Raw genomic sequence first — 24,235 nt, 5'->3', positions numbered from 1 at the left:
TTTTCCTGTTGGAAATTATTCTGTTTCGGTTATTTGAAATAGTTTTATATTGATCTTAAAATCTTTGTGCTGTAAGTTTAAGCTATCCGCGAAGATAGGTTTTTTTGCATCAAAAGTAAAATCGATTTTTTCCTTATTATTTTTCGTATAAATGATCTGTTTCAGTAAACTATTTTCCTTATTGAAGAATAAATAATAGCTTTTATTCTCAATTTTTGAAAGAAAAATTTTAGCATTGTCATTCTCAAAACTTTCACTTACCGGGTACTGTTTTTTCAAAAGCTGCTGGAAGTCATTTTTGAGGAAATTGATGACTATCTTTTTATCCAGGTCAGGAAGTACATAATTCAGCTTGAAATTATTGTCAGAAACCTCAAAATCAATCAGTTTATTCCCAAAATCTGATGTTAATGCTACACGATGCGTTGTTTCGTTCAGTTTTTTGATGATCAGAATACCGCTTACATGGTTTTTATAAATATCCATCTGGCATTTGTACACATAATCTTCACCGGAAGAGAAATATAAATTTTCAACCGTCTTTTCAGAGGTAGGAACTGGTTTAGCATCAGTTAGCTGATACGTTTTACAGGAAACAGCCAGACTCAGGATCAGGCTATAAAGAAAACTCTGACGCAGGAATGGAAGCATTGATCTTGGTATTTTTGAAAACAATATTCGTAGTATCTCCGGAAGCCTCAGTCATATTCACCTGTGAAACCGTTGATTGGTTCTTTGGGAAAAACAGCTCAATCTGTTTGATGTATTTCAGCAGCTGTGATGTTTTAGGAATAAACTTCGCCACATTATAATTACCATTCTTAAAATACGTTACCGTAAATTCAGGATCATTGAACATCGTTCCGTTTGAACTCCCTACAATCAGTTTGTTGATCTTCTCAAATGTTTTGCTTTTGGCATCTACAGATGATTTCTTCCCCTGGTCATTGATGAAGATTTTATTGCTTTTAAAAACAATGCTATACTGATAAGGCTTGGTATATTTCCAGCTCAGCATATTGGGTGTTTGCAGTGACATTCTCCCATAAGTAACAATGCTTTTATCCAGAAAGTCCATTTTTTTGGTCTGGGTAAAATCACTCTGTAAAGTTTTGATCTCTTTAGTTTCCGAAGATACTTTCGACACAAATGCTTTGGCTTCAGCTCCTGACATGGCCGTGTTTTGTGCAAAAAAGAAACCGGAAACCAGTAAGAATGCTCCGAAAGCAATATTTTTAATCATTTCTATTTGAATTTATAATTGTATCAACAGTAAATGTTGAATATTTTTTGTCCTTCAAAAATACTAATAAATTGGCCAGCACGCGACAGGTCTTTTCCGAAGTATCATGAAGCAGGATTATACTGCCTTTTTTCAAGCCTTTAGTCACTCTGCGGTAGATTTTCTTTTCATCATCAATGATGGTATCTAAAGAGCGGACATTCCATCCGATGCTTATTTTATGCGTTCTTTTGATGGCTTTTGCAATATTGGGATTCGTTACTCCAAAAGGTGGTCGGTAGAGTTTAGTGCTGATATTTCCCGTATTTTTCATGACTTCATCACATTTTTCAATCTCTGTAATCATTTTTGAGGTTGATAAAAATCCTGTAGAATTGGAATGTGATAACGTATGATTTCCGATTGTATGACCTTCTGCAATAATTCTCTGAAAAGTTTCAGGATATTTTTCAATCTGTTTTCCGATACAGAAGAAAGTGGCTTTTACCTGATGTTCTTTAAGTAAATCTAAAAACTTTGGGGTAAATTCAGTAGGGCCATCATCAAAAGTAAGAGCTACTTCTTTGATCTTTGTACGTTTATGGGTGATGCTGTTAACAAAATATCCCAGTTCAATATCAAAAGAACCCCAGACTACAACTGCAGAAAAAGCAAAAAAACAAAACAGATACACCCAAAAGCTTCCATGAAACGCATAAATAAAAACGTTACAGAAAAGATAGAACAGGATGAATGGATAATGTTTCATTGCTGGTTGGTTTATATGGTTTAACTTTCTTGATTTATACACATTTTGTCATTCTGAGTGTAGCGGAGCGAAATGAAGAATCTATAATGTAAAAGTAGAGATTCTTCCTTCGTCAGAATGACAACTGTACTGCTTTAATTGTAAACACTATTGTTTTTCTTCAACTAAACCTTTTCCAATAATACCAGACTGTGATCATCACCTGCCAGATGATTATAAAGAAGTACATTCTTTATACTTTCTTTTTTTTCTGCATTGATCATCATTACTTCCGGGATCTGTTGTTCCTTAAGGATATGACAGGCAATAAATGTTGAAAAACCACTGGCTGTATTAAATTCTCCACTCAAATGCTTGTAATAAAGCAAAGATGAGTCAGGAAACAGATCCATTGCTTTGGTATAGTAAGCGTCAGAATCTGCATCTCCACTGAATCCTAAAATAACAGCATCAATATCTCCGTTTGAAAGATTATTCTGAGCTACGAAGTTCTGGATAAAGTCTTGTACTTCATCTAACTCAATTTTATTACTGATACTAATATTCTTAAGTTTTGCGTAAGAACTTTCAGTCTTATCTTTTCCTACAACAAAGAAGCTGGCACCTTCACCCCAAACCACTCCATTGGTATTGGAATGCAAATAATCAGCAGGAAGATCTGCTTCTTTTTTTATCGTATTATTTAAACAGTAAAGCTCCATTGTCCTGACAGTCTGTTCATCTGTAGAACCTACCAAAACATTTTCTGCTTCTCCGTCATTGATCTGAAGCTGAGCATCCAGTAATGAAAACTCCAGTGAAGAAGAGGTGTTCACATAGGTGAAATTATAAGCATGACATTGTAGTCCCAGAGCAATTTGCCCTGCTACCGTATTGTGGGTAGATTGGATGAAAAAGGTGGGGGTAAGGAACTCTTCATGATTATCAATCACATTTTTCAGGAACTTTTCAGAATCCTGTGAGCATCCCATTCCTGTTCCTACGATGATAGCATCCGGCTGTTCAATACCTGCTTCTTTTAAAGCATAATGTGAGGCTACAGAACTCATTTTTACCGTTTTGGACATTCTTCTGATCATGGCTGGCGGAATGAACTCTTTATAATTGGGTTCTATTGCTTTGATGATATTGGAAGAATTCTCAGGAGTAAGGTTCTGAAGAATATTTTCGTTTAAAGTGTCCTGAACTGAGATACAGGATGCACTGTTGATGTATACTGCACTCATGATTTTGAAAGAATTAAGGTTGAACAGTTTCCTCCAAACCCAAATGAATTGGATAGTACATGATTGATATTTTTCTCTTTCAGTTCGGTAACAGGAGTAAGATCAAATTCTTCCATTTTTGTTTTGAAATTCAGGTTCGGGAAGATAACACTGTTTTGCATGGCTAATATTGAAAATACGGCTTCAATTCCTGCTGCAGCGGCCAAAGTGTGTCCTGTAAATGCTTTTGTAGAGCTGAATTCAGGAACCTGGTTTTCACCAAAGATTCTGATCATAGCGATTCCTTCTGATAAATCATTATTAGGAGTAGCCGTTCCGTGAACGTTAATATAATCTATATTTTCTTTTTCTAATCCAGAGATTCTAAGGGCTTGCTGCATCGCTAAAAATGCTCCCTGCCCGTTTTCAGAAGAAGCTGTTTGATGGTGTGCATCGTTGGCATTTCCGTATCCGGAAAGATAAGCAAGAACCTTTTTATTTTCTTTTTTGACTACCTCTTCAGATTCAAGAACTAAGAAAGCAGCTGCTTCTCCAAGGTTCAGTCCTTTTCTGTTGTTGTCAAAGGGAGTATTGTAAGAATCCGTAAGGATCATCAGGGTATTGAATCCATTCAGGGTAAACTTTGAAAGAGAATCTGTTCCTCCTACAATAACACGGTCCAAAACTCCGTTTTTGATCAGTTTAGCACCCATCATAATGGCATTAGCTGCTGAGGAGCAGGCTGTACTGATGGTAGATACCATTCCTTTTAATCCCAGATAATCGGCAATTGCCAATGAAGAATTTCCGGCATCGTGGGCGTCAATATATTTTTGCTCTTCAGGAAAGTCTTCGTAAGAGTAGAAATATTTTTCAGTAATATCCATTCCTCCTACACTGGTAGAAGAGATTAATCCGGTTTTGTATCCGTTGATATCTGAAATTCCTGCACTTTCTACAGCTTCTTTAGCAGCAACCATTCCCAATAAAGAAGTTCTTGTCACATTGTTGTCTTCATCAAGTTGAAGCTGCTGTACAAGTTCTTCGTTGGATAATTTTATTTCACCTGTTTTAATAATTCCGGCATGTCGGGTTTCAAACATTTCAATGTCTGAAATTCCATGTTTTCCGGATTGTAATGAAATAAAATTTTCCTCCACATTGTTTCCGATGGAGGAAATGATGCCCATTCCCGTTATGGCAATTTTTTGACTCATGGTATTAAATAATGTAACAGTGCAGCGATCTAACAATTGATTAATAATTGCTACATGGCTACACTGTTAGATTGTTATATTAATTTATTTCGTTCTGTTGTCTTCGATGAATTTTGCCATCGTGTCAATAGATTGAAAGATTTCCTTTCCTTTTTTAGGATCAGCTAATTTTATTCCGTAGTCTTTATCAAGAAGAACGATCAGTTCCAAAGCGTCAATAGAATCAAGTCCTAATCCTCCTCCGAATAATGGATCAGTATCTTTGATTTCCTCTACAGATACGTCTTCAAGATTAAGAACTTCAATAATTTTGTGTTTCAATTCTGTTTTTAAGTTTTCCATAATTAAGTTGGTTTATCAGTGCTTCAGTATGTCATTAAGATCATTATATCATCACACTGTTATATTGTTACATTTTTATAAGGTTAGCAAATATACAAAAGCTTTGTAATTTTCCTGATACAATTCCACCCAGCCGCACAATACTTTGTCAGCCTTCCCGGACAGCAGGATTTGTTCTGAATAATCGTTTAAAAAATTTTCATCAAATTCCTCCAAAACAAAAAAAGCATTTTCTGTCTGCATTTTGTGTTTAATGCTGATTTCACCTACACAGATATTAGGAAGAGTGTAGACAAAAACGGCCGGACTCGGGTAAAAGTTATCCTGATCATTGATACTTTCCTGATATTTGAAATCTGTATCCAGGCTGGAAGATCTGTTGGCAAAAACGATGGCGGTTCTGCTGTGATCTTCATCTTTTAAAATGGTTTCAGCAGAAAGAAAGGCAAGTTTACTCAACTGATCCATTTTATGAAACTTGGGATAGCTTAGGTCTAAACTTTTATAGGCTTCTTTGGCAAATTCCTGAAATGTTTTGCCAGGGCTTTCAAAAATAAGATTTCCGTCAACGGTTATTTTTGAATGTTCTATGGTGCAGATGTTTGTTTTCTTCATGATGCTCATTTTAACATTTTTCCAGCACAACAGCTGCATTGCAGCCACCAAAACCTGAAGCCGTCTTCAGAATGTATCTTACAGCTGCAGATTGGTTTTCTCTGATGATATTCAAAGGCTGGGTTACTCCTGTTTCTTCAAAATTCTTTGAGGGAAGCAGTGTGCCGTGAAGGGCGCTTTCCATAGAAATAATACTTTCAAGAAGTCCTGACGCTCCCAGACAATGTCCGTAATAGCCTTTCATACTGTTGAGTGGGACGTTTTGGAGTTCCATTCTGTTGAAGGCAATGGCTTCCATTTCGTCGTTATATAAAGTCGCTGTTCCATGGGCAGAAATAAAATCGATCTGTTTTGAAGAAACATTGGCTTCTGTCATCGCATTTTTAATACTGGCATACAAACCGTCACCGGTTCTTGAAGGTCCGGAGATGTGGTTGGCATCATTCACTGCAGAATCTCCCAGGACTTTAAATCTAAGTTTTTCGTTTTGTGAGATTCTTCCTTCGTCAGAATGACAGCTGGTTACATAAGCAGCAGCTGCTGCTTCACCGATATTAATCCCGTCTCTGTTTTTATCATAAGGCTTGCATGGCCCTGATCCTATCGCCTGAAATGAATTGAATCCTGAAATAACAAATTCAGAAAGCTCATCCCCCGCAATAACAAAAGCATCTTTATATTTTCCCGCCTGAATCATATTCTTCGCCACTGCAATCGCCATTACTCCTGAAACACAGGCATTGGAAACAACAATAGGCTTTGTTGTGAATCCAAAGAAATCTGCTATTTTCTGTGCTAATTTCGATAAATAAACGCCTTCCGGTAATTCAGGTTGGTTTTTTAACAGGCTGATGTTTCCTTTTGTTGTTGAAAGGATAAAAGCGGTGTTATCTGATGGGGCATGTTTTTCAATAAGAGGCCTTAAACTTAAAAGAAGCATTTTTTCAAGCCTTGTGAAATTGATCATATCATTCTGAGCACTGTCGAAGAATCTATTAAATTCATCATTCAGTTTATCAGAATCAATCATGGAAGCATAAAAAGCATCCTGATTGTCTATGATTTTATGTAAAGCAACTCCGGATTTTCCTTCCAAAAGTGCCTTCCAGTTTGCATCTGCTGTGAATCCCAGCGGAGTTACACAATTGTAATCTGTGATATAGACTTCTTTCCTCATGATAACCCCATTTTATCTTTCCAGTTTTGAAAAAATTCCGGATTGTACAGACATAGGCTTCCGTTACTGTCCAGAAATACCTGGATGGTTTCTCCGCTGCATACCAATTGATCTTCCTTGTTGAAGATTTCATATCTGTATATCAGCTTGGCAGATATTGAATTTACATAAGTGGTTACAATCCTGAAAGTTTCTCCATATTTTAAAGGAAGAAAATGCTCACAGGTACTTTTTACAATAGGTGTTACAAATCCTGCATTCTGGATATCAAGATAGGTTAAGCCGTGCTGACGGCCAAAAGCTTCTCTTCCGTCTTCAAAATAAACGATATAATGCCCATGCCAGACAATTCCCAGCGGATCTGTCTCATTGAATCGTACTCTTACTTCTTCAGTACAGGTTAATATATTTTCTTTAGACTGCATTTTGTTTTCTTTCATAAAATATAGAAATAGCTACAGTGGCAATATAGAATAAGAAAAGGAAAACCAGTTCTTTGGCAATCCCGCCAATTCCGCTGTTTCTTAAAATAATATCATAATAGGCATTCAGTCCCCAGTTCATAGGAGAGAATTTCGCTACGGTCTGCATGAATTCCGGCATTAAAAATACAGGAACCCAGATTCCACCGATAGCTGCCAAAACCACTACAGAAGTTGCACCAAATGGAGCAGACTGTTCCTGAGTATCGGCAATAGTTCCCAATAAAACTCCAAATCCAATGGCTGCCAATCCTGCAAATAATGTTACAGTAACAAGCTGGAACATTTTTCCGGATACATCAAATGCCGGAAGATCCATATATGGGAAAAGATAAATTCCGACCGCAACCATCAGTAGAAACTGAATAATACAGATGATAAGATAAGTAAATGTTTTTCCTAAAATATGAACAAAGTAGGGAGTAGGGCTTATTCTTGCTCTTACACTTGTTCCCTGGCTTTTTTCCTTCACCAGGTTAATGGATAAAGGGACTACAATAAAGAAGATTGCAAAAAGAGTCCAGGCGGGAACGTTGTGCTGAACAGAATTCGGCATGACGTCCATTGCACCTTTCTTTGGTGTGATTTCTTTAAAGCTGATCAGGTTTTTATTTTCATCAAGATTTTCCGTTGTTCCCAGCTGTTCCTGGAATGCTTTGTAAATCTTTTTATTTTCAATCTCAAAAACCATTTTGTTGACGGAATTCATCACTGAGTTTTTGAATCCGGCATTGGTCGCAGGGTCAAAGTACAAATGAATTTCTTTGGCCTTTGGAGCGGCTGTTTTTACTTTTGCCGAATCTCCTTCCAGTCCGAATGAACTTACAATGGTCTGAACTTTAGAATCAATATTGGAATTTAAATCTTTCGTTAAATTATCGGGAATAACAATGGCCATCTGATAATCTCCGGAAAAAACAGCATCCTGAGCAGATTTTTCATTGAAATTAGTGAGCAGTTGGAATGTTTTGCTGTTTTCCAGTTCTGCTTTTATATTCTTTGAAACTTCAGACTTGTCATTGTCAATGAATATAATCGGAATCTTTGATCCTTCAAGATTTTTAAAGGTAGAATCCTGAATAAGGGTAATAGTAACAATCAAAAGGAGCGGCATCACAAAGATGATGACAATACCCCCGATATCTCTTTTCAGCAGAAGAATTTCTTTAATAAAGCTTCTCCACAGTTTATACAACAACATCTCTTAATTCTTTTCCGGTTAATGAAATGAAAACATCTTCAAGGTTTTCAGCGCTTGCTACTCTGTTCACCAATTCCTCAGGTGTTCCTACTGCATGGATCTTTCCATGGTCTATAATGGCAATTTTAGTACAGAATTCTTCTGCTTCCGAAAGGTGATGGGAAGTATAAATAATGCAGGTACCTTGTTTATTTAAATCTAAAAGATAGTCAATAATTGCTTTTTTAGACTGAACATCAACTCCTACGGTTGGTTCATCTAAGAATAGAACTTTAGGATTGTGAAGCGTTCCGGCGATGAGGTTGCATCGACGTTTCATTCCTCCTGAAAATTGTCCTACCTGTTTGTTGGCAAATTTTGAAAGCCCCATGATTTCCAGAGATTCATCAATTACCTTTTTAAGCTGGTTATGCTTTAAGCCATACAGACTTCCGAAAAACATCAGGTTTTCTTTGGCTGTAAGCGTTGGGTATAATGCATATTCCTGTGGAACAATACCGATAATCTGTCTTATTTTAAATCCATCCTTCTGTGGAGATAATCCATTGATGGTAAATTGTCCTGAAGTAGGTTTTATCAGCCCCGAAAGCATAGAAATCAAAGTTGTTTTTCCTGCTCCGTTGGGTCCGAGAATTCCGTAAATTTCATTTTTGCTGATATTCAAAGAGATATCATTTACAGAAAACTCATCAGAATTTTTGTACTTCTTATATAGGCTTTTAATCTCGATCATATTTTCTGCCATATCAGATCGCTTTTCTCAGTTTTTTATAGAAAGCTTCTTCCAGATCTGCAATATGCAGCATCGTTTTTGAAAGTTCATTGTAGATATTACTTTTTGAGTTTCTGTTTTTGTACACTCTGGCAATATCCACGGCAAAGTCTCTCCAAAGATCACCAATAGAAGTAATTTCTTTTGATAATTTTTTTAGTTCATCATTTTTAAGAATAACTGATGCTTCCTGAAGAAATGCTCCGTAGATAAATCTGAATCCGCCGCCTCCGGTTCCAATTTCTTCCTGCATTCTGATAAGCTGTCCCAAATAATGGTTGGTTACTTTGGTTCCTTTCTTTTCTGCCCATTTCGGGATGCTTTTTGCGACCCATCTCATGGCTTTTACCCCAATAAGCGGTACCGGAGCCAGCATGTTTTTGCAGGTGTCTTTAATTCCTTTTTTTATGGCTTCTTCAAGGTTTACATTTTCCGGAACATAAATAGGGTAATACATATGCCCTTTTGGAGGCAGTGCTCCTTTGGCGTATCTTACTTTTTCCAATTCGGCTTCGGAAAGAGAAGTGGTATAATCCATCACAGGATCACTGATAAGGAATTTTCCATCTTCTTTTCCATACACCACAAGGTTGTGGGCATTGAAGTGGAACTTATATTCTTCAGGGAAGTAAGTAAGGTTAAAAACACCTACCTGAAGTCCTGTAGGGATATTTTGTTCCAGATTTCTTTCAAGGGCCTTTTGGGCATCTTTAGGATTCGAGAATTTTTCTCTTTTGATTTTAATTCCTAATCTTTTCGCTGCTTTGCTGAAAATAGCACCCGGCATCGGACGATAGCTGAAGCCCGGAGCAAAATTCACCTTTAAAAAAGGAAGATAGACAAAAAACAACCCGGAACCGATCCCGAAGATCATGGGCTCACTTAGTTTCAGGCCTTTATTAAGCAGTAGATTAGAAGCAACACCGTTTTCGCAATGCGCAGTCTGATGGTGTTCAAAGTTTAATTTCATTTGCTGATTGTATCTTTTCATGGGTCAAATGGATCAGGCACTATATATCGCCTTATTTCATTTATTTCCCGTTGAATTTTTTTAATTCATCCACTGAAATCCCGAATGCTTCGGCATATTTTTTCAGTGCAGTTTCGCTTAGTGTGTTAAATACTTTGGGCTTAAAATGTCTCTTTACCCTCCATTGCCACATACCTACATAAGAAGCAAGGACACCCAGATCCATTTTATTCAGTTCCATAAAATAAACAATGGGGCTTACTTTATGATGGGCAACATTTTGTTTTGCTTCCTCAATTCTTTCATAAATAAGTTCCATCGATTCATCCAGAGCAGCTTTCTTGGCATCCCAGCCGGTACTGTTCGCTGTCGTGTAGTTGTCATTCTCATCCGTCACATACAGAACTTCAGTCATGTTGGCGGATTTCAGGTTACTTTCGTCTTGAGGCAGATCTTGTTTTTTCATCTAAATAATGTCAATTTTTTTAGATTCCAGATGAAAAATCTTCACCTGTTTTCTGATTCTTATAATCAGGTGGCTAAAATAGTGAAAATACATTATATGTAAATCATATTAAATCTAAGGGAGCTTTTGCTTGATACATAGGCTGTACCAAAAGTATTCCATAGGTACTGATGACCCAATCTAATTATGTTAAATAGCAGATTTATAAAGTTTTGTTAATTATTAAGGATATATTTTTTATTTGATTGTTTTATCTATATTTGTTTGTGTTAAACAACAAAAACTAATAATCAACAACAAATTAAATTTCATGAAAAATTTAAAGTTACTTACAAAGAATGAGTTAAAAGAAGTGAAAGGAGGACTAACTGCTTACATTTCATGTGCTAATGGAACCAATGGCCAAATCCGTAATGTGAATGTCAATACTGATATTGCTTCTTCTGCAGAGCAGATTTGCGGTGGAAATGATTATGAGGTGATTATCTAAGGAGATATTCAATATCTCAGATAAAATCTGATCGTAATTTATTGTTTTATAAAAAATAAAACCTTTAAGTAGAAATCATAGGCGGAACAGAAATGTTCCGCTTTTTTCTTGTTTTAAACTGTTTCTCCCTGATGATCAGAGTTTCACGGATTTTTATAATGTTTCACGTGAAATAATTCCTCTTACGATGAAGTTTTTTATTTGTATTGCATTGGTTTTCAGTTGGGTTGATTAGCTTTAAATATATGAAAATGAATGTTTTTTTATTGTAAAACAGTTGTAATCAATTCAATAGGAGGGAGCTTTAGCCCACTTGCAAAAAATGTAAAAAATCAACTTTTAACCAAAACCTATATTTTAAACACAAATGGCACCAATGAATTGCACAAATGTTCACATCAAAAATAAAAAAGCTGCACGTTTCTGTACAGCTTTTATATCTATGTTGAATTGATCTTTACGATTTGACTTCCTGAATAAACAGGTTAATTTCCGCTCTGATCAATAATTCATCGTTATGAAATGTTTCACAGAAGATGTGGCAAATGTTCTCAAACTGTGAAATAAGAGATGCCTTGGAAATAATTTTGTCATTCACTTTTGGAAGGGCAAAAATCTCAATTTTCTTAATGTTGGTAATAAACCCGATCACTTTTGTATCTGCTTCAGGATTTTCAAAGAAGCTTTGTCCAAGGATAGATGAGCAGGTCTGCGCCAGATTTTCAATTAATCCGGCTTCAGCAAACTCATTGTTGTGAACAAATATATTATCTTCTTTTATTTCAAAGGAAGTCACTACTTTTTCTTTGGTCAGCTCCAGGATATAGTCTGCCATTAGCATCGGTTCGCGATGCGGTAAAAAGTTGTGTATATTGATGATATTCTCTTCCTTTATTTCCATTTACAGTTTATTTTACAGCGGTTTTCATTTGAGATTTTGCAATCACTTCACCGTTCAGTTTCGTAACAATATCTACCAGAGTTACTCCCATTACTTCATTAAGGATTGTTACTTCAGATGTCAGATGATCTCCTGTTTTGGGCAATATTTCAGCTTCAAAAGATTTAATGGCTCCAATATATCCGGTAGGAGCATCTTTTCCCAGCAGATAATATTTATATCCGGTATGCAGCGCAACACTCTGTGCCTGATGCTCAATCAGTCCTGAAGCCTGAAAAAAACCGTCCTGAATAAAAAGATTATCTTCTTTGATTTCAAAACCGGATAAAAGGTGGTTTTCAGAATATTCTGACAATTCATGCACCATCACAAAAGGAAACCGTTGCGGAATAAGGCTTTCTACAAAATCTTTATCGGAGGTCGGCAGTCTGTTTTCCATTAGCAAACGGTTAATAGAGCACAAGAATAAGCGAATCTTCCACTTTCAGGAACACAAAGAAGTACTTTTTCTCCTTTTTTCAATGTTCCGGAGTTCATCAATTCTTCAAGGGCAATAAATATAGACCCTGCTCCGATGTTTCCAACTTCAGAAAGATTATAGAACCATTTTTCTGCAGGGAAATCCATTCCTTTTTTAGCAAATTCTTCTTTCAGCCCATCTTTGAAATAGCCTGAAGAAATGTGAGCCAATACATGGTCGATTTTCTCCGGATCCAGATTATGTTTGTCGAAAGAAGATCTTAAACTTTCCGCTCCTTTTACAAGGATATATTTATCAAGGATTTTAGTATCCTGTTTGATGGCAAAAATAGATTGCTTCAACCAGTCATCAGAAGGGTAATCTGCCCATGATTTCAGGCTTCCGTCTTCCAGTTTATCACATCCGGCATACATACATGCTTCAATTTCGTGCGCATAAGAATAGAAATCAATGAATTCTACTTTTAAGGAAGTACTGTTTTCCCTCGGTTTATTTTCTAATAAGAAAGCACCTGCTCCGTCAGAAAGCATCCATCTAAGGAATTCTCTTTTGAAAGCAATAATAGGTCTTTCTTCCAGTAATTTTAAATTTTCAGCCTCGTGGTTGAATTTATCAGCAGTCATCCATGCAGACATTCTTTCGGAACCAGCACATACAGCATTTTCCTGTACACCGGCTTTTACAGAAAGGAATCCATAGTTCAGAGCATTCATCCCTGAGTTACAAAGACCTGTTGAAGTATTAATCTCAATAGATTTTCCGATGTTCAGTTCACCATGTACCATAGAAGCATGAGAAGGCTGGATCTGGTCTGGCGAAGTAGTTCCTACGGATAATAATTTCATATCTTCCTTTTTGAAATTTTCGTCAAAAAGTCCTTCAATTGCTTTTGCAGTAAGCTGCGCATTAGAGTGTGTAGGATTTCCCTCTTTGTCTAAAGCGTAGTATCTTGTTGTGATTTTATTATTTCTTAGGATAAGTGATTTTGCTTTAGATGGCGCATCATTGATAAGCCCAAGATAAGTCTCCATTTCATCATTCGCTACCGGCTCATTGGGTAAGTATTTTGATGCTTTTGTTATAAATACGTCGTACATTCTATTTTAAATTAATTCCTTGTAAATATCTTTTTTGTTTTTGTCTTTTAAACCAAAATATAGGGGTTGTAAGCAGGTGTAAAACCAAAACGACAGGTGAGATAATCCATATCGCTGCCATCAAATATACCTTAAAGAATTTTATCAGCAATGGGCGTTTCTCTTTTTTCTTAATAATCAGATTAGACCATACTGTGAAAATTTTGTTTCCTACCTTTTCTACCCGTACTAAAAACGCACGAATTTCAATGGCTCCGTTTTTTACGAGATCCGGCTGTAGATTATTAAGGTCATTATTATTAAAATGTCTTTCAATAATCTCGCCATACTTTACCGAGCCTGTGATTTCTTCATCGGAAACCCCTGCAGCGGGAAGCATTCCGGATTTTTCTTTCTGCCCTGTTGTAAGCCATCGAAGGATAGTTAATACACTTGTATAATTGTCATGTCTGTCTACCAGTGCAATATTCCCGACAAGTTTAGCTTGTAAATCTCTTAAGTATACCTTTAATTTCTCCTGGGAAAGCATCCACATATTTCTGGTTCCGGAGATAGTGACTACAGGTGTATCTTTAAGAATACGTTCTGCATAACCACTCTTTAAAAATGAAATGATAGGAATGGATGGTGTGAGATACCATACCTGATACCCGAAAAGAATAAGGTCGTACTTTTTGTTCAGAATTTCTTCCGATGGAGGCAGAATTTCTTTTGGAATCTGTAAATAAGACTCTGGAAAGGTATTGAAAAAAACATCACCAGGCCAGGGAAAAGGAAAATCATCCTTTAGCTGAATATTATAATAGGTTACATCGTATTTTTCCTTCTGGGCTTCAAAAGGTTTTGCAATGTTCCTCACAATATCTTCGAGTTGTCCGGTTTGTGAATAATATATGACAAGTATATTTTTCTTCATTAGTTTTCTTTAGCGTTTACAAAAGTATGTTTTTCATATTTATTTTTTAGTTTTAAATACTTTTAATGATTCAGAACTAAATTCTAGTATATAATTATCATTTTCAAACGAAGCATTATTTGTGTTGACAAAAATGATGGTCTCAGGAAGAACCTGAATCTCATTGAAGCTGAAATCATCATGTGAGATCAAAAGAACATCAATCTTTTTACTCACTTCCGAAAGGTCTTTTATATACTGTATCTTTCTTCTTTTTACCAGATAGCTGTGCGTGGCTATTGCTCTTTTTTCATCACTTTTTATCAGAGAAAAAATTCTTCGGCTGGCCTGATATAAAGTCAATAATGCATCTTTTTGTCCGAAGTCATCAGCCATGTGGAGGATGTTGGCTTCATTGGAAATATGCTTATTAAGTTCGAAATATACTGATTTTTTGGTGTTGAAGTCTTCTTTTACTTCATTTACCACTTCACTGTCTTTATAAAGATAGCTCAGAAACAGTTTCTTTTTAAAATAATTCTCATCCTCGATCTCTTCTCTCAGTTTTGCAAATTCTTCCCTGAAATAAGCATTGATCTTCTTTGTTCTTTCGGAATAAGTCTTGCCGAAGCTCATATCGTCTTTGCTTATTCTGTTGCCTACCTTTACGGTAATACTTCCGTTATAGATGATGAAGTCTCCTTTTGGTAATACTTCAGAGTTTCCATGAATGTAAAGCGGAAGAACGTCCAGTTCAAATTGCTCAGCAAGATAGAAGGCTCCTTTATGGAATCTTTTAACATCATTGGTATACGAACGCTCTGCCTCAGGGAAAACAACAAGAGAATATCCTTGTGCAATTTTTTCCTTCAGTTTATCCATTCCGTTCTCAATTCCCTGGGAAACCGGATAGAAGCCCAGTGCTTTTACCAGTTTTCCGAAAACAGGAGAATCATATACCCAGTCATTCACCAGATAGATGATTTTATGAGTAGCCATGGCAATCGCCAGAGTATCTAAGAAAGACGTATGGTTGGCAATAATAACGGCCGGTTTACTGAAATCTTCAGCTGTGTTTTTAATGACCCTTTTCTTTACAAAAGGAGTTAAGTAAAGTACCGATGTTAAAAATTTAGCCAGAATCAGTTTGATGATGTCTAATGTTTTTCCTTTCGCATTTTTAATAAATAAACTTCCGAAAGCTGAAAATATCAATCCACCTAATCCGTAATATAAAAACGAAAATACAGCCCTTAAAAATAACCTGAGGGTAATGGGTGATAAACCTTTTTTCGCCCGGTTGATAATGAATAATCGGAACCAGAAAGGATATAGGGTAGAAGTAATAATAATCACGGAAAACATTCCGATCAGGGCTACTAATGCCAAAGAATGCAGCGCAGGATGCTTGGCAAAGATCAGTGATCCAATGGAAAGAATAGTGGTGAAAACCGCAAGAATAATGGATGTTCTGTAAGTTGGCAATTCATTTTTTCCTGTTGTGTGCTCTTTTTGCATAGCCTGTGTCAGGAAGATACTGAAATCATCTCCCACTCCAAAGACCAGGGTACATACTACGGTACTGAAAATATTGAGTTCCAATCCTAAGAAATAAAGGATTCCTGCTGTTACAATTCCCGTTAAAACAATCGGGAACATGGTAAGAATGGTGAGTTCAAGATTTCTAAAAAATACAATAATGGTGAGAACAATTGCTAAAAGAGAATAATTGATCAGCGTATTGAAATCTCTTTTCAGCAAACCGAGGAAATTCTCGTTCATCTGCTGGCGGTCAATGGCAAGAGCATCATGCTTCTTTTCAATATCTTTAATGAAAGCATCTCTTTTGTTTTCATCCACTTTTACTACATTGGAAACGGTGTAAAAACCGTTTTCGCTGCTCATGAATTCTGAGATCTGAAGAGCTTTTATTTTTTCATAGTCTTTAAGGCTTAACGCAGTATAGTTTTTATGCAAAGCTTCATTGAAGGTGTCAAAAGCTGAACCGTTGAATCCAAATTTATTTCCATTACGGGTCAATTCAGAAATAGTCTGATTCTTTTTAGAGTCATTCCAGAAGCTGTTCCATTTCTCAATCTTTTTTTGCTGGTCCTTTTCCGAAAGAACAATACTTCCGATAGAGTTGTAGCTTAATATTTTACCCTCTTTTTTCTCTTTCTCAAGGAAACTGTTTAATTCGGAATTACGGGTTAGTGCCTGTTCTTCAGAATTTCCATAAGAGATTGTATAAATCGATTTTGAGGTAATATCAGAAAGCTTCTGCAGTTTGGCTTCACTGATTTTGAGATCTTTTGGAATATAATTAAGATCGCCAATGTCTTCATTGAAACCTACATGCCTGAATCCGAACAGGCAGGCAAGAATGATAATAGAGCATCCTATAATCAAAGGTTTGTTTTTCTCATAAGGATAAGATCCTATCTTGTCGATGAAATTAGTGTTGAGGTGTTCTCCTTTTTCTTTGGGTTTATACAGCTGGGGAACAATAATCAATGCTGAAACTGAAGAAAGAATAACGGTGATAGCAGCAAAAAGCCCAAGATCTTTCAATGCTTCAGAACGTACAAAAACCAGACACAGGAATGAAACAGCTGTCGTTGCACTACTCAGGATAATAGGCTGGGTGATTTCTTTGTAAAGCTCTTCAATATTGTTGTTGTGCTTGTAATGGGTAAGGATATGGAGGGCATAATCTATCGTAATTCCAATCAGGATAGCTCCTACACTTAATGAGATTGCTGAAATTTTATCTTTAATAAAATAAAGAATCAATAAAGCAAGAAGTACAGAGAATACTGTTGGTAAAAAGACAATGATGGGAGTAAAGAAATTCCTGAAATAATAGATCAGAAGGATCAAAAGAACCGTCATAGAAATTACTACCGTATTCTGAATGTCTTTTTTGATCTGTTTGGCATTGGCCACGGCAATCACCGGAGAACCGAAATAACTGATTTCTGTTTTTCCCTTGAACTGTTTATTAATGCCATCTTTTATTGAGTTGAGCTGGTCTACAAAAGTTTCATTGGCTTTCGTATCATTACTTTTATTTTTAGGATCAATAAATAGTAACAGGTTTTTTCCGTCTTTGGTTACAATATAGCTGTCTTCAAGTTTGAAATCCTTACTGATGTTTAAGGCATTTAATTTTTTGATTCCTAAAAAAGTAAGTCCCAAAGGGTCTTTTTTAATAAATTCTTTGGTTACAAGACTTGTTGGAGAAACCAAAGAGATGTAATTATTCTCTACTTGTTTGGCAATGCTGTCTTTCTGAAGTTTGCGGTCTATTTCCTTGTAATCATTTTCATTAAGGAATAATGGTAAGTTTTGGCTTACAAAATCAAATGTTTCCGAGATTTCATTATCATTTACTTTGCCCTGAACAGAACCTATATACTTTTGCAAAGGTTCTATTTTCTGCAAAAAAGTATCTGCCGTTTCGGAAAGCTGGAAGCTGTCTTCGCCGGATTTATTCTCTATAATAACGATGATCTTATCCGAAAAATTAAGCTGCTTAAGAACCTTCGCCGTAAGATCAGATTTTTCATTTTTAGGAATGATTTGATTGATATCTTCCTCAAAATTGATCTTTGATGCAAAAAACAAGCATAAAACAGCAATTCCTAAGGCTGTAAGTACAGATAGGATTTTATTTCTGGAAATCAGATAATATAAAAATATAAAAAAACGATGCATTGCATGTAAATCAAGTCTGCAAATTTAATTTTTTAAGCATTAGTTCAAAATAGTTGGAGAGAAGTTTTGACTGAAAATCAATAAAATATTCTAGGAAGAATGAAAAAATATTCTACTTTTGCAAAAGTTCCCCTTTAAAAAAATGTATTTTAAATCACAATTATTATTAAAAAATAAGAATCTGTTTTAGATATGTTGAAAAGAAATGATGAAAAAATAAACGGATTTCTATTTGTAATAGTACTTCCGCTTCTGCTGTTTGCTATGTCTTATTATGGATTTGAATCTTCCTATACAAGACTGAAAACATCAGAAACAACTCCCGACTTCTTATTTTCCTCGGTATACGCCTACAGGGTGATTCCCAATTACCTGAGTGTGCAGATGACAGATCTGATGTATAACCTGATCAATGGTCCTCTTTCTTTCTTCAAAGATTTTTTGACAAAAAACGGAACGCCTTTTTACCATGGACTTTTCCTGATGAATAGCGTGTTTTTTATTGGATGCTCCCTGATCTTAGATGCTGTATTTAAACTGAAGTCTACAGGTCTTCTGCTCAATCTTAATGCAAGAAGAATTATCCATCTTTTATCTGTTTTTTTTATCGTAATTACTCAGTATGCACCGACAAATTGTGATACGATTGCACTTTTCTGTTATCTGGCCGGTGTATTTTTAACACTGAAATACTTAGATACCAGAAGAAATATCTTCTTTTTTATTCTCATAGGTCTTATCGCAATCTCTACATTGGTAAGAGAGACAGCCTGTCTGAATATTGCTTTTTTTGCTGCCGTGTTTTTCAATATTGATGAATTGAAAAAAGGAAATTATCAGGTGATCTGGAAAATACTACCTCTGGTTGTTGCTTTTCTTGTTCCTTATCTGGGATTGAGAGCTTTTCTTGTTCAGGATGAAACTACATTCGTAGAAGGTTTTTATATCAACAGAAACTTTTCAAGTCCTTTCAATCTTGCGGGATTGATCTTTGCCATCATTGTGATTTACTTTATATACAGACTTTGTACTGATGAAGAAAACAGGACTGTTTTTGGGAAATATTTTTTCTTTTCAATTCCTTACCTTATCATGATTACTTTAGTAGGGTTATTTTGGGAGGTGAGACTTTTTCTGCCTTTAATTTTGACAGGAATTATCACTGTCTATCATCAGTTTAAAAAAACATCAGAGATTTAACATGAGTTTATTACACCCATATTATATTATTGCAATCCTCTATATGCTGTTCTTCAGTATTCAGGAGGTGTATGGAAAGAAGGTTGATAAAAAATGGTTCTGGTTCCTTGCTGTTTATTTCATTATTATTGTCGGGTTAAGAAATGAAGTAGGTCCTGACTACGGAAGTTACAAAGGGATTTATATTTACTCTGACACCAAAAGCTACTACAGTATCTTTATGAAGATGCTTCATATGGAAGGGTCTGAAAACCTGGATGTAGAGTGGCTGTATACACTGATTAACAAAATACTCCTCAATTTTTTTAATGCACCTTTTTATATGCTGACCTTAGTCATTGCTATTTTTGCGATGATCTTTAAAGTAGAATATACAGAAGACAATACATTTTATCCGTTTACTTTTACCCTTTTTATGTTTATTCCCAACTTTTTTATCGGAGAAAGCGGGCAGATCAGACAAAACCTGGGGACTTTTATCGTTTACTTTGCGATACGGTATATCAAAGAACGGAAATTCTGGCATTACTTATTTTTCATATTCATAGGATCAGGTATACACAGTGTTTGTTATTTATTCCTGCCTATGTATTGGCTGGCTCGTGTTCCACTAAATAAAACGATGATGCTGATTATGATCATAGGTTCCGTGTTTTTGTCTCCGTTTGAAATATACAGGAGTTTTGGAGGTTTCCTGGATGGGATGGCGTCGAACAGCGCTCTTGTAGAAGGTTTTAACGGGTATATGGATGTAACAGCACAACGATTGAATGGTAGTATAGGAATTCCGGAGGTGATGATGGCGATCCTGACCTTCTTCCTTTTTGTTTTTGATACTAAGATGAAAGAGCTTTACCCTTATTATGAATACCATAGAAACTATGCTGTGATTGGGATTTGCCTGTACTTTATCTTTAGAAATAACCCTATTTTCTCATCGAGGCTTGCAGGAACATTTATCGGATTCTCGTATATTATCATTCCGAATGCGATGTATGTTGTTTCGGCGAGGACCAAGAACATGATTTATACATTTATTATTTCACTCGTTGTCTTCAATTTTGTAGTCTTCTCACTCTTTAATAATATCAAGGCGGGACGATTTTCGATAGACCGTTACAAAAACCACATTCTTCCATAATATTTATAAGATAAAATATAAAGACAGCTTCCTAGCTGTCTTTTTTTTTGTGAAAAGGTTGTTCATGTTTGTACTGTTTATTAGTTTTGTTTTGAATTATTAATATCATAATTCAAATATGTTATTGATATTTATAAAATAAATCTCTTTTTATTGAAATAGGCTTAAAAATTGTATTTGGATAATGACACTAAATTATAAGGTATGAAAAGGTTAGCTGGAAAATTAGCGGCAGTCTTCTGTCTGATATCACTCAGTATCTGTTTGAAAGGTAATATCAGAGGAAGTCTTTCTTCAGTTGAGTATATAAAAGCAATTTCGGTTGCTAAAAACGTGGATTCACTGGTCAGGCCGGCACATGAATTGAAAAAAATATTTCTTCCGGATTGGAAAAAAGCACCTAACAGCTACATTTTTGATCCCGGTCAGAATAGTGAAGGCTTGCTGGTTCCTGTAAAGAAAGCATATGCGATGTGGGAAGGAGGCGGATATCTCAACGGAAATGGGATTCCGGCAGGAACAGTGACTGCAGATGTACTCTGGGAAGATGTTCATGGTCTCATAAAATCCGGAGTAAATTATGCTCTCGAAATAATAGGGACAGGACAGGATGCTAAGATCAAAGTTCCCATTAATAAAACAAAAGAAGGAAATGCTGTGGTTGCCTTCAAGGTGAATGGAGAAATCTATTGGAGTTGGCATATATGGGTTACTGATGATCCTACAAATGGAGTAACCTACCGAAGTTTTAATGCTGTTAAAAGAATGAAATCAGACGGTACAACAGAAGTAATTCCGGATGCTGATTGGAAATGGATGGACAGGAATCTGGGTGCACTTACAAGCTCTATCACCGTATCAGACTGGAACAAAAGTATAGGACTTCTTTATCAATGGGGACGAAAAGACCCAATTCCACCATTGGTTACCAGAGGAAACGATTTCTATGAAGCTTCAGGATCTATAGGAAGAGTCAGACATAGAGGAGCGAAAAATATGAGTAATGCTGTAAGTATTGATGATCTTAGAAAATTTGTTTTGCTTTCCGGGGCAGAGGTTACCAATAACTTAAGACTTTCTGTAAAAAATCCGTTGAGCCTTATCTATGTCAATAAAGAAGATAATTCTGGTCAGGCTTATTACAATAATAATTTAAATCTTCCTGTCAATTGGTTTGGGAAGTCTACAACTTTGCCCACCAACCGGCTTTCTGAGCTTAACCTTTGGTCTGATAATGCACAGGGAAAAATAGAAGCTGTTTACAATACCGATGAAAAAGCAAAACCTTACCGGGATAAATCTTCTTATGACCCATGTCCCAACGGATGGCGTATACCCTCTATGCTGGTTGCGAATCTTGCCTCCGGATCCTATATTGATGATATCAGAATAGACTTTTCACCTTTCGGAGTAAAAACCAATATGGCGAAAAATGTTTTTGAGACCAATAAATACCATATTATAAAACCAACTAATGCAGGAATTCCTGCATTCATAACAGGGTTTAAGGTGTATCCTAATCTTGGTTTTGATCTTTCTGCAGTTGGAGGATATAATATGGGAATCTTTCCAGGAAATGGACAGCTTATCAGAGGGGCTCATTCGGGGCAGTATACAGATCAGCATCATATTGCCTTGTGGACGGCTACCATGGCAAGGCAGTTCGATGCTTCCCCCGCTGTTACCGTTAGAGGGCTTTCTATGATTCCGGATAAAACGCAGCCTGATATTCCGGATGCCAATTATCCTAATATCAAAGGACGTTATTATTACTTTCCTATGTCGGTAATGTATACCTCAGATGCGAACGGGTGCAGATGTATAAAAGATCCTTTATACCTTGTTAATGATTATGATTTTCCTACAGAATATCTACCCGCAGCAACAGAATTTAAAGAAGGAATCAATAATCCTAACACCTACCAGATTGTTAAAAGCGGAGCCACTGCCGTCATTGAAATTCCGGTGAGTAAGGCATTTTCAGTCCAAAGTCAATTGTTGAATAATTCAGAGATACTAAACTCTTCCAATTTTAATAATTTAAAAGGAAATGTTCTCTGGACCACAAATAGCGGTCTTATCAGTAGCATTTCGGTAGTCAATCCGTCACCTTCTTCGCTGCAGAGTCTTACTAATTCAAAAATAGCGGTAGAAATAGCTCCTGATCAGAGTGGAAATGCTGTGGTAACCCTACATAACGGAAGTATATCAGCTCCGGTATATTGGAGCTGGCATATCTGGGTTACAGATTCCCCAATACAATCTTACACTTATACAACAGAGTCTCCGGAAGTCGTTACAAATTATGTAAATTATGTGAACAAAGCAGATGTTATATTGCAGACCACTTTCATGGATCGTAATCTTGGGGCAGCAGATGCTTTTCCTAATGTAGCAAATCCCCTTGCACCCACCGCCGAAGAGCTGATGAAGATCCGTGCTTCTACAGGATTGCATTATCAATGGGGACGAAAAGACCCTATTCCTGCTTTTCAAAATGCGGATAACAGAAGTTTCTACAATATTTCTTTAGGAACTGCCGCTGCCAACGGAACGATTTCCTATGCTGCACTTACTCCGGCTGATTATAACAATCTTTCAGGTAGCTATATAGTTCCTTACAATACTTACGCTGCTGCATCAAATGTGCAGGCTACAGACAAGCCGGAAGATAAGATTTCCAAGATACTGTCTTATTCCGTTAAAAACCCTTTGGTATATATGATCCCAAGTACGTTTGCTCCTTATAACAGCGCGACACCCAATTATACTAACGGAACAGACTGGCTGGCAACAGAACCCAACCTGGCACCTGACAGATGGGGAAGAGGAGGGGAGAAATCTCCTTTTGATCCTTGTCCGGAAGGCTGGCGAATTCCCGATCTCATGAATGTTGCTTTGGTTTCAGGAAGTGATTTTGGGCAGACTCCCTGGTATAAAAAAGATAAAAATATAGCCACGTCATATAGTATAGCTACTGATTACTTAGGAACCAGAGTGAGAAATTCAACCAATGCTACGGTAGGATATCTCTTTAATAATTCTGCATATCCTTTAGGAAACTACCCAGATTCCGGATCAAGAGGCTTCAGAAGTGTAATTGCCAATCAGACGGCTCAGGGAACTTTTAATGTTCTTAATTTTCAGTATCCGGCTGTGTGGACATCAGCTTTAAATTCAAATTATTTGGGAAGACCGGTTAATGTACTTTTTGATGCTGCTTCTACTACCAACAGGATAATGGTCTTTCATGATAATAATGATCCGTATTTTGGTGCGGGATGCCGATGTGTAAAAATAGAATATGATGCAAATGGCAATGAAGAAGGGCCTGCTTCCAGAATCACAGTAATTCCTAGTGGCTCAACATTAAGTACTGCTAATGTAGAATTTAGAATCACGGAAAATAAAATTTCTTTATATCCAAGCCCGGTTTCTAATATTCTATACATCAAGGCTGCCGAAAATAAAGAATATCATTATCAGATTTTTAATGCTTTGGGGCAGCTTGTGAAATCCGGTCAGTTTATAAATAATCAGACGGATGTGTCATCCTTGAATGCAGGCGTATATTTGATAAGGATAAATAATTCAGAAACAGTTGTCAAAATTATAAAACGATAAATTCTGAAAATAGGATTTTAAAAAGCAGAATGAGGTCTCTTGTTCTGCTTTTTTATATATAAGCATATCTCTTACGTCTATGATGGCTGATGAAAAATTCTATATCATAAAATGTTGATAACTATATAACGCTCTAAAACCTATACTACAAAGGACTTGATTCTTTAAAAAATGGTTGCTGAAAAGGGGTATAAACCAGCTGGATTGTTAAATTAAACCCGTTTTACAAAAAGTATATAATAAAAAAGCTT

The 24,235-nt window shown here is 36.2% G+C and carries 22 protein-coding genes; 4 read left to right on the top strand and 18 right to left on the bottom strand.

The window, feature by feature from the left end:
* Nucleotides 1–15: 15 nt before the first annotated feature.
* The 13 genes from ACLMCG_RS17910 to ACLMCG_RS17850 all read right to left on the bottom strand — a co-directional run bounded on the left by ACLMCG_RS17910 (nt 16) and on the right by ACLMCG_RS17850 (nt 10,438).
* Nucleotides 16–651, bottom strand: a complete 636-nt coding sequence (locus tag ACLMCG_RS17910; RefSeq protein ID WP_223601431.1) for a hypothetical protein — start codon at nt 649–651, stop codon at nt 16–18.
* The gene (locus ACLMCG_RS17905; protein WP_413960652.1) at nt 617–1,243 is read right to left on the bottom strand and encodes a LolA family protein; all 627 of its coding nucleotides are present in this window, start codon (nt 1,241–1,243) and stop codon (nt 617–619) included. Before ACLMCG_RS17905 ends, ACLMCG_RS17910 begins: the two co-directional genes overlap by 35 nt.
* Nucleotides 1,236–1,991, bottom strand: coding sequence for a polysaccharide deacetylase family protein (locus tag ACLMCG_RS17900; protein ID WP_413960651.1), 756 nt, complete (start codon nt 1,989–1,991; stop codon nt 1,236–1,238). Before ACLMCG_RS17900 ends, ACLMCG_RS17905 begins: the two co-directional genes overlap by 8 nt.
* A 164-nt stretch (nt 1,992–2,155) precedes the next feature.
* Nucleotides 2,156–3,217: a beta-ketoacyl synthase N-terminal-like domain-containing protein gene (locus tag ACLMCG_RS17895; protein WP_413960650.1), complete on the bottom strand. Its 1,062-nt coding sequence runs from the start codon at nt 3,215–3,217 to the stop codon at nt 2,156–2,158.
* Entirely contained in the window at nt 3,214–4,413 is a 1,200-nt protein-coding gene (locus ACLMCG_RS17890) for a beta-ketoacyl-[acyl-carrier-protein] synthase family protein (RefSeq protein ID WP_413960649.1), read from the bottom strand. Before ACLMCG_RS17890 ends, ACLMCG_RS17895 begins: the two co-directional genes overlap by 4 nt.
* Nucleotides 4,414–4,497: 84 nt before the next feature.
* Entirely contained in the window at nt 4,498–4,755 is a 258-nt protein-coding gene (locus ACLMCG_RS17885; protein WP_034692439.1) for a phosphopantetheine-binding protein, read from the bottom strand.
* A gap of 75 nt (nt 4,756–4,830) precedes the next feature.
* Nucleotides 4,831–5,370, bottom strand: a complete 540-nt coding sequence (locus tag ACLMCG_RS17880) for a 3-oxoacyl-ACP synthase (RefSeq protein ID WP_413960648.1) — start codon at nt 5,368–5,370, stop codon at nt 4,831–4,833.
* 10 nt (nt 5,371–5,380) lie between these two features.
* Nucleotides 5,381–6,547, bottom strand: coding sequence for a beta-ketoacyl synthase N-terminal-like domain-containing protein (locus tag ACLMCG_RS17875; protein ID WP_413960647.1), 1,167 nt, complete (start codon nt 6,545–6,547; stop codon nt 5,381–5,383).
* Entirely contained in the window at nt 6,544–6,987 is a 444-nt protein-coding gene (locus ACLMCG_RS17870) for an acyl-CoA thioesterase (RefSeq protein ID WP_413960646.1), read from the bottom strand. The genes ACLMCG_RS17875 and ACLMCG_RS17870 overlap by 4 nt, the downstream gene beginning before the upstream one ends.
* Nucleotides 6,962–8,230, bottom strand: coding sequence for an ABC transporter permease (locus ACLMCG_RS17865; protein WP_413960645.1), 1,269 nt, complete (start codon nt 8,228–8,230; stop codon nt 6,962–6,964). The genes ACLMCG_RS17870 and ACLMCG_RS17865 overlap by 26 nt, the downstream gene beginning before the upstream one ends.
* A complete protein-coding gene (locus tag ACLMCG_RS17860) occupies nt 8,217–8,975 on the bottom strand; it encodes an ABC transporter ATP-binding protein (protein ID WP_223601439.1) in 759 nt (252 codons plus the stop codon). Before ACLMCG_RS17860 ends, ACLMCG_RS17865 begins: the two co-directional genes overlap by 14 nt.
* Before the next feature lies 1 nt (nt 8,976).
* Nucleotides 8,977–9,972, bottom strand: a complete 996-nt coding sequence (locus ACLMCG_RS17855) for a BtrH N-terminal domain-containing protein (protein ID WP_413960644.1) — start codon at nt 9,970–9,972, stop codon at nt 8,977–8,979.
* 61 nt (nt 9,973–10,033) lie between these two features.
* A complete protein-coding gene (locus tag ACLMCG_RS17850; RefSeq protein ID WP_223601440.1) occupies nt 10,034–10,438 on the bottom strand; it encodes a hypothetical protein in 405 nt (134 codons plus the stop codon).
* A gap of 310 nt (nt 10,439–10,748) precedes the next feature.
* Here ACLMCG_RS17850 and ACLMCG_RS17845 point away from each other — a divergent pair, with 310 nt between their 5' ends.
* Nucleotides 10,749–10,928, top strand: a complete 180-nt coding sequence (locus ACLMCG_RS17845) for a hypothetical protein (RefSeq protein WP_180564740.1) — start codon at nt 10,749–10,751, stop codon at nt 10,926–10,928.
* A 457-nt stretch (nt 10,929–11,385) separates the two neighbouring features.
* Here ACLMCG_RS17845 and ACLMCG_RS17840 read toward each other — a convergent pair whose 3' ends face one another.
* Genes ACLMCG_RS17840 through ACLMCG_RS17820 form a run of 5 tightly spaced genes read right to left on the bottom strand, consistent with a single transcriptional unit; the run spans nt 11,386 to nt 18,019 of the window.
* Nucleotides 11,386–11,829, bottom strand: coding sequence for an ABC transporter permease (locus tag ACLMCG_RS17840; protein ID WP_309434158.1), 444 nt, complete (start codon nt 11,827–11,829; stop codon nt 11,386–11,388).
* Nucleotides 11,830–11,836: 7 nt separating this feature from the next.
* Nucleotides 11,837–12,268, bottom strand: coding sequence for a hypothetical protein (locus ACLMCG_RS17835; protein ID WP_223601442.1), 432 nt, complete (start codon nt 12,266–12,268; stop codon nt 11,837–11,839).
* Nucleotides 12,268–13,407, bottom strand: coding sequence for a beta-ketoacyl-ACP synthase III (locus ACLMCG_RS17830; protein ID WP_223601443.1), 1,140 nt, complete (start codon nt 13,405–13,407; stop codon nt 12,268–12,270). The genes ACLMCG_RS17835 and ACLMCG_RS17830 overlap by 1 nt, the downstream gene beginning before the upstream one ends.
* Before the next feature lies 1 nt (nt 13,408).
* On the bottom strand, nt 13,409–14,323 hold the full coding sequence (locus ACLMCG_RS17825) for a dialkylrecorsinol condensing enzyme DarA (protein ID WP_223601444.1): 915 nt from the start codon (nt 14,321–14,323) through the stop codon (nt 13,409–13,411).
* A 39-nt stretch (nt 14,324–14,362) separates the two neighbouring features.
* Nucleotides 14,363–18,019, bottom strand: a complete 3,657-nt coding sequence (locus ACLMCG_RS17820; RefSeq protein ID WP_413960643.1) for an MMPL family transporter — start codon at nt 18,017–18,019, stop codon at nt 14,363–14,365.
* A 192-nt stretch (nt 18,020–18,211) separates the two neighbouring features.
* On the opposite strand from ACLMCG_RS17820, the gene ACLMCG_RS17815 reads away from it, so the two are divergent.
* The 3 genes from ACLMCG_RS17815 to ACLMCG_RS17805 all read left to right on the top strand — a co-directional run bounded on the left by ACLMCG_RS17815 (nt 18,212) and on the right by ACLMCG_RS17805 (nt 23,984).
* Nucleotides 18,212–19,219, top strand: coding sequence for a hypothetical protein (locus tag ACLMCG_RS17815; protein WP_413960642.1), 1,008 nt, complete (start codon nt 18,212–18,214; stop codon nt 19,217–19,219).
* A 1-nt stretch (nt 19,220) separates the two neighbouring features.
* Complete coding sequence (locus ACLMCG_RS17810) at nt 19,221–20,360, top strand: EpsG family protein (RefSeq protein WP_413960641.1); 1,140 nt, start codon at nt 19,221–19,223, stop codon at nt 20,358–20,360.
* Nucleotides 20,361–20,564: 204 nt separating this feature from the next.
* Nucleotides 20,565–23,984 carry a T9SS type A sorting domain-containing protein gene (locus ACLMCG_RS17805; RefSeq protein ID WP_413960640.1) on the top strand — a complete coding sequence of 1,140 codons (3,420 nt, stop codon included), beginning with the start codon at nt 20,565–20,567 and terminating at the stop codon, nt 23,982–23,984.
* Nucleotides 23,985–24,235 lie beyond the last annotated feature (251 nt).

The organism is Chryseobacterium sp. S90, from assembly GCF_047444895.1.
Lineage (GTDB): Bacteria > Bacteroidota > Bacteroidia > Flavobacteriales > Weeksellaceae > Chryseobacterium.
The sequence above is the reverse complement of the archived record's forward strand: the minus strand, read 5'-3'. Positions and strand labels throughout refer to the sequence as shown.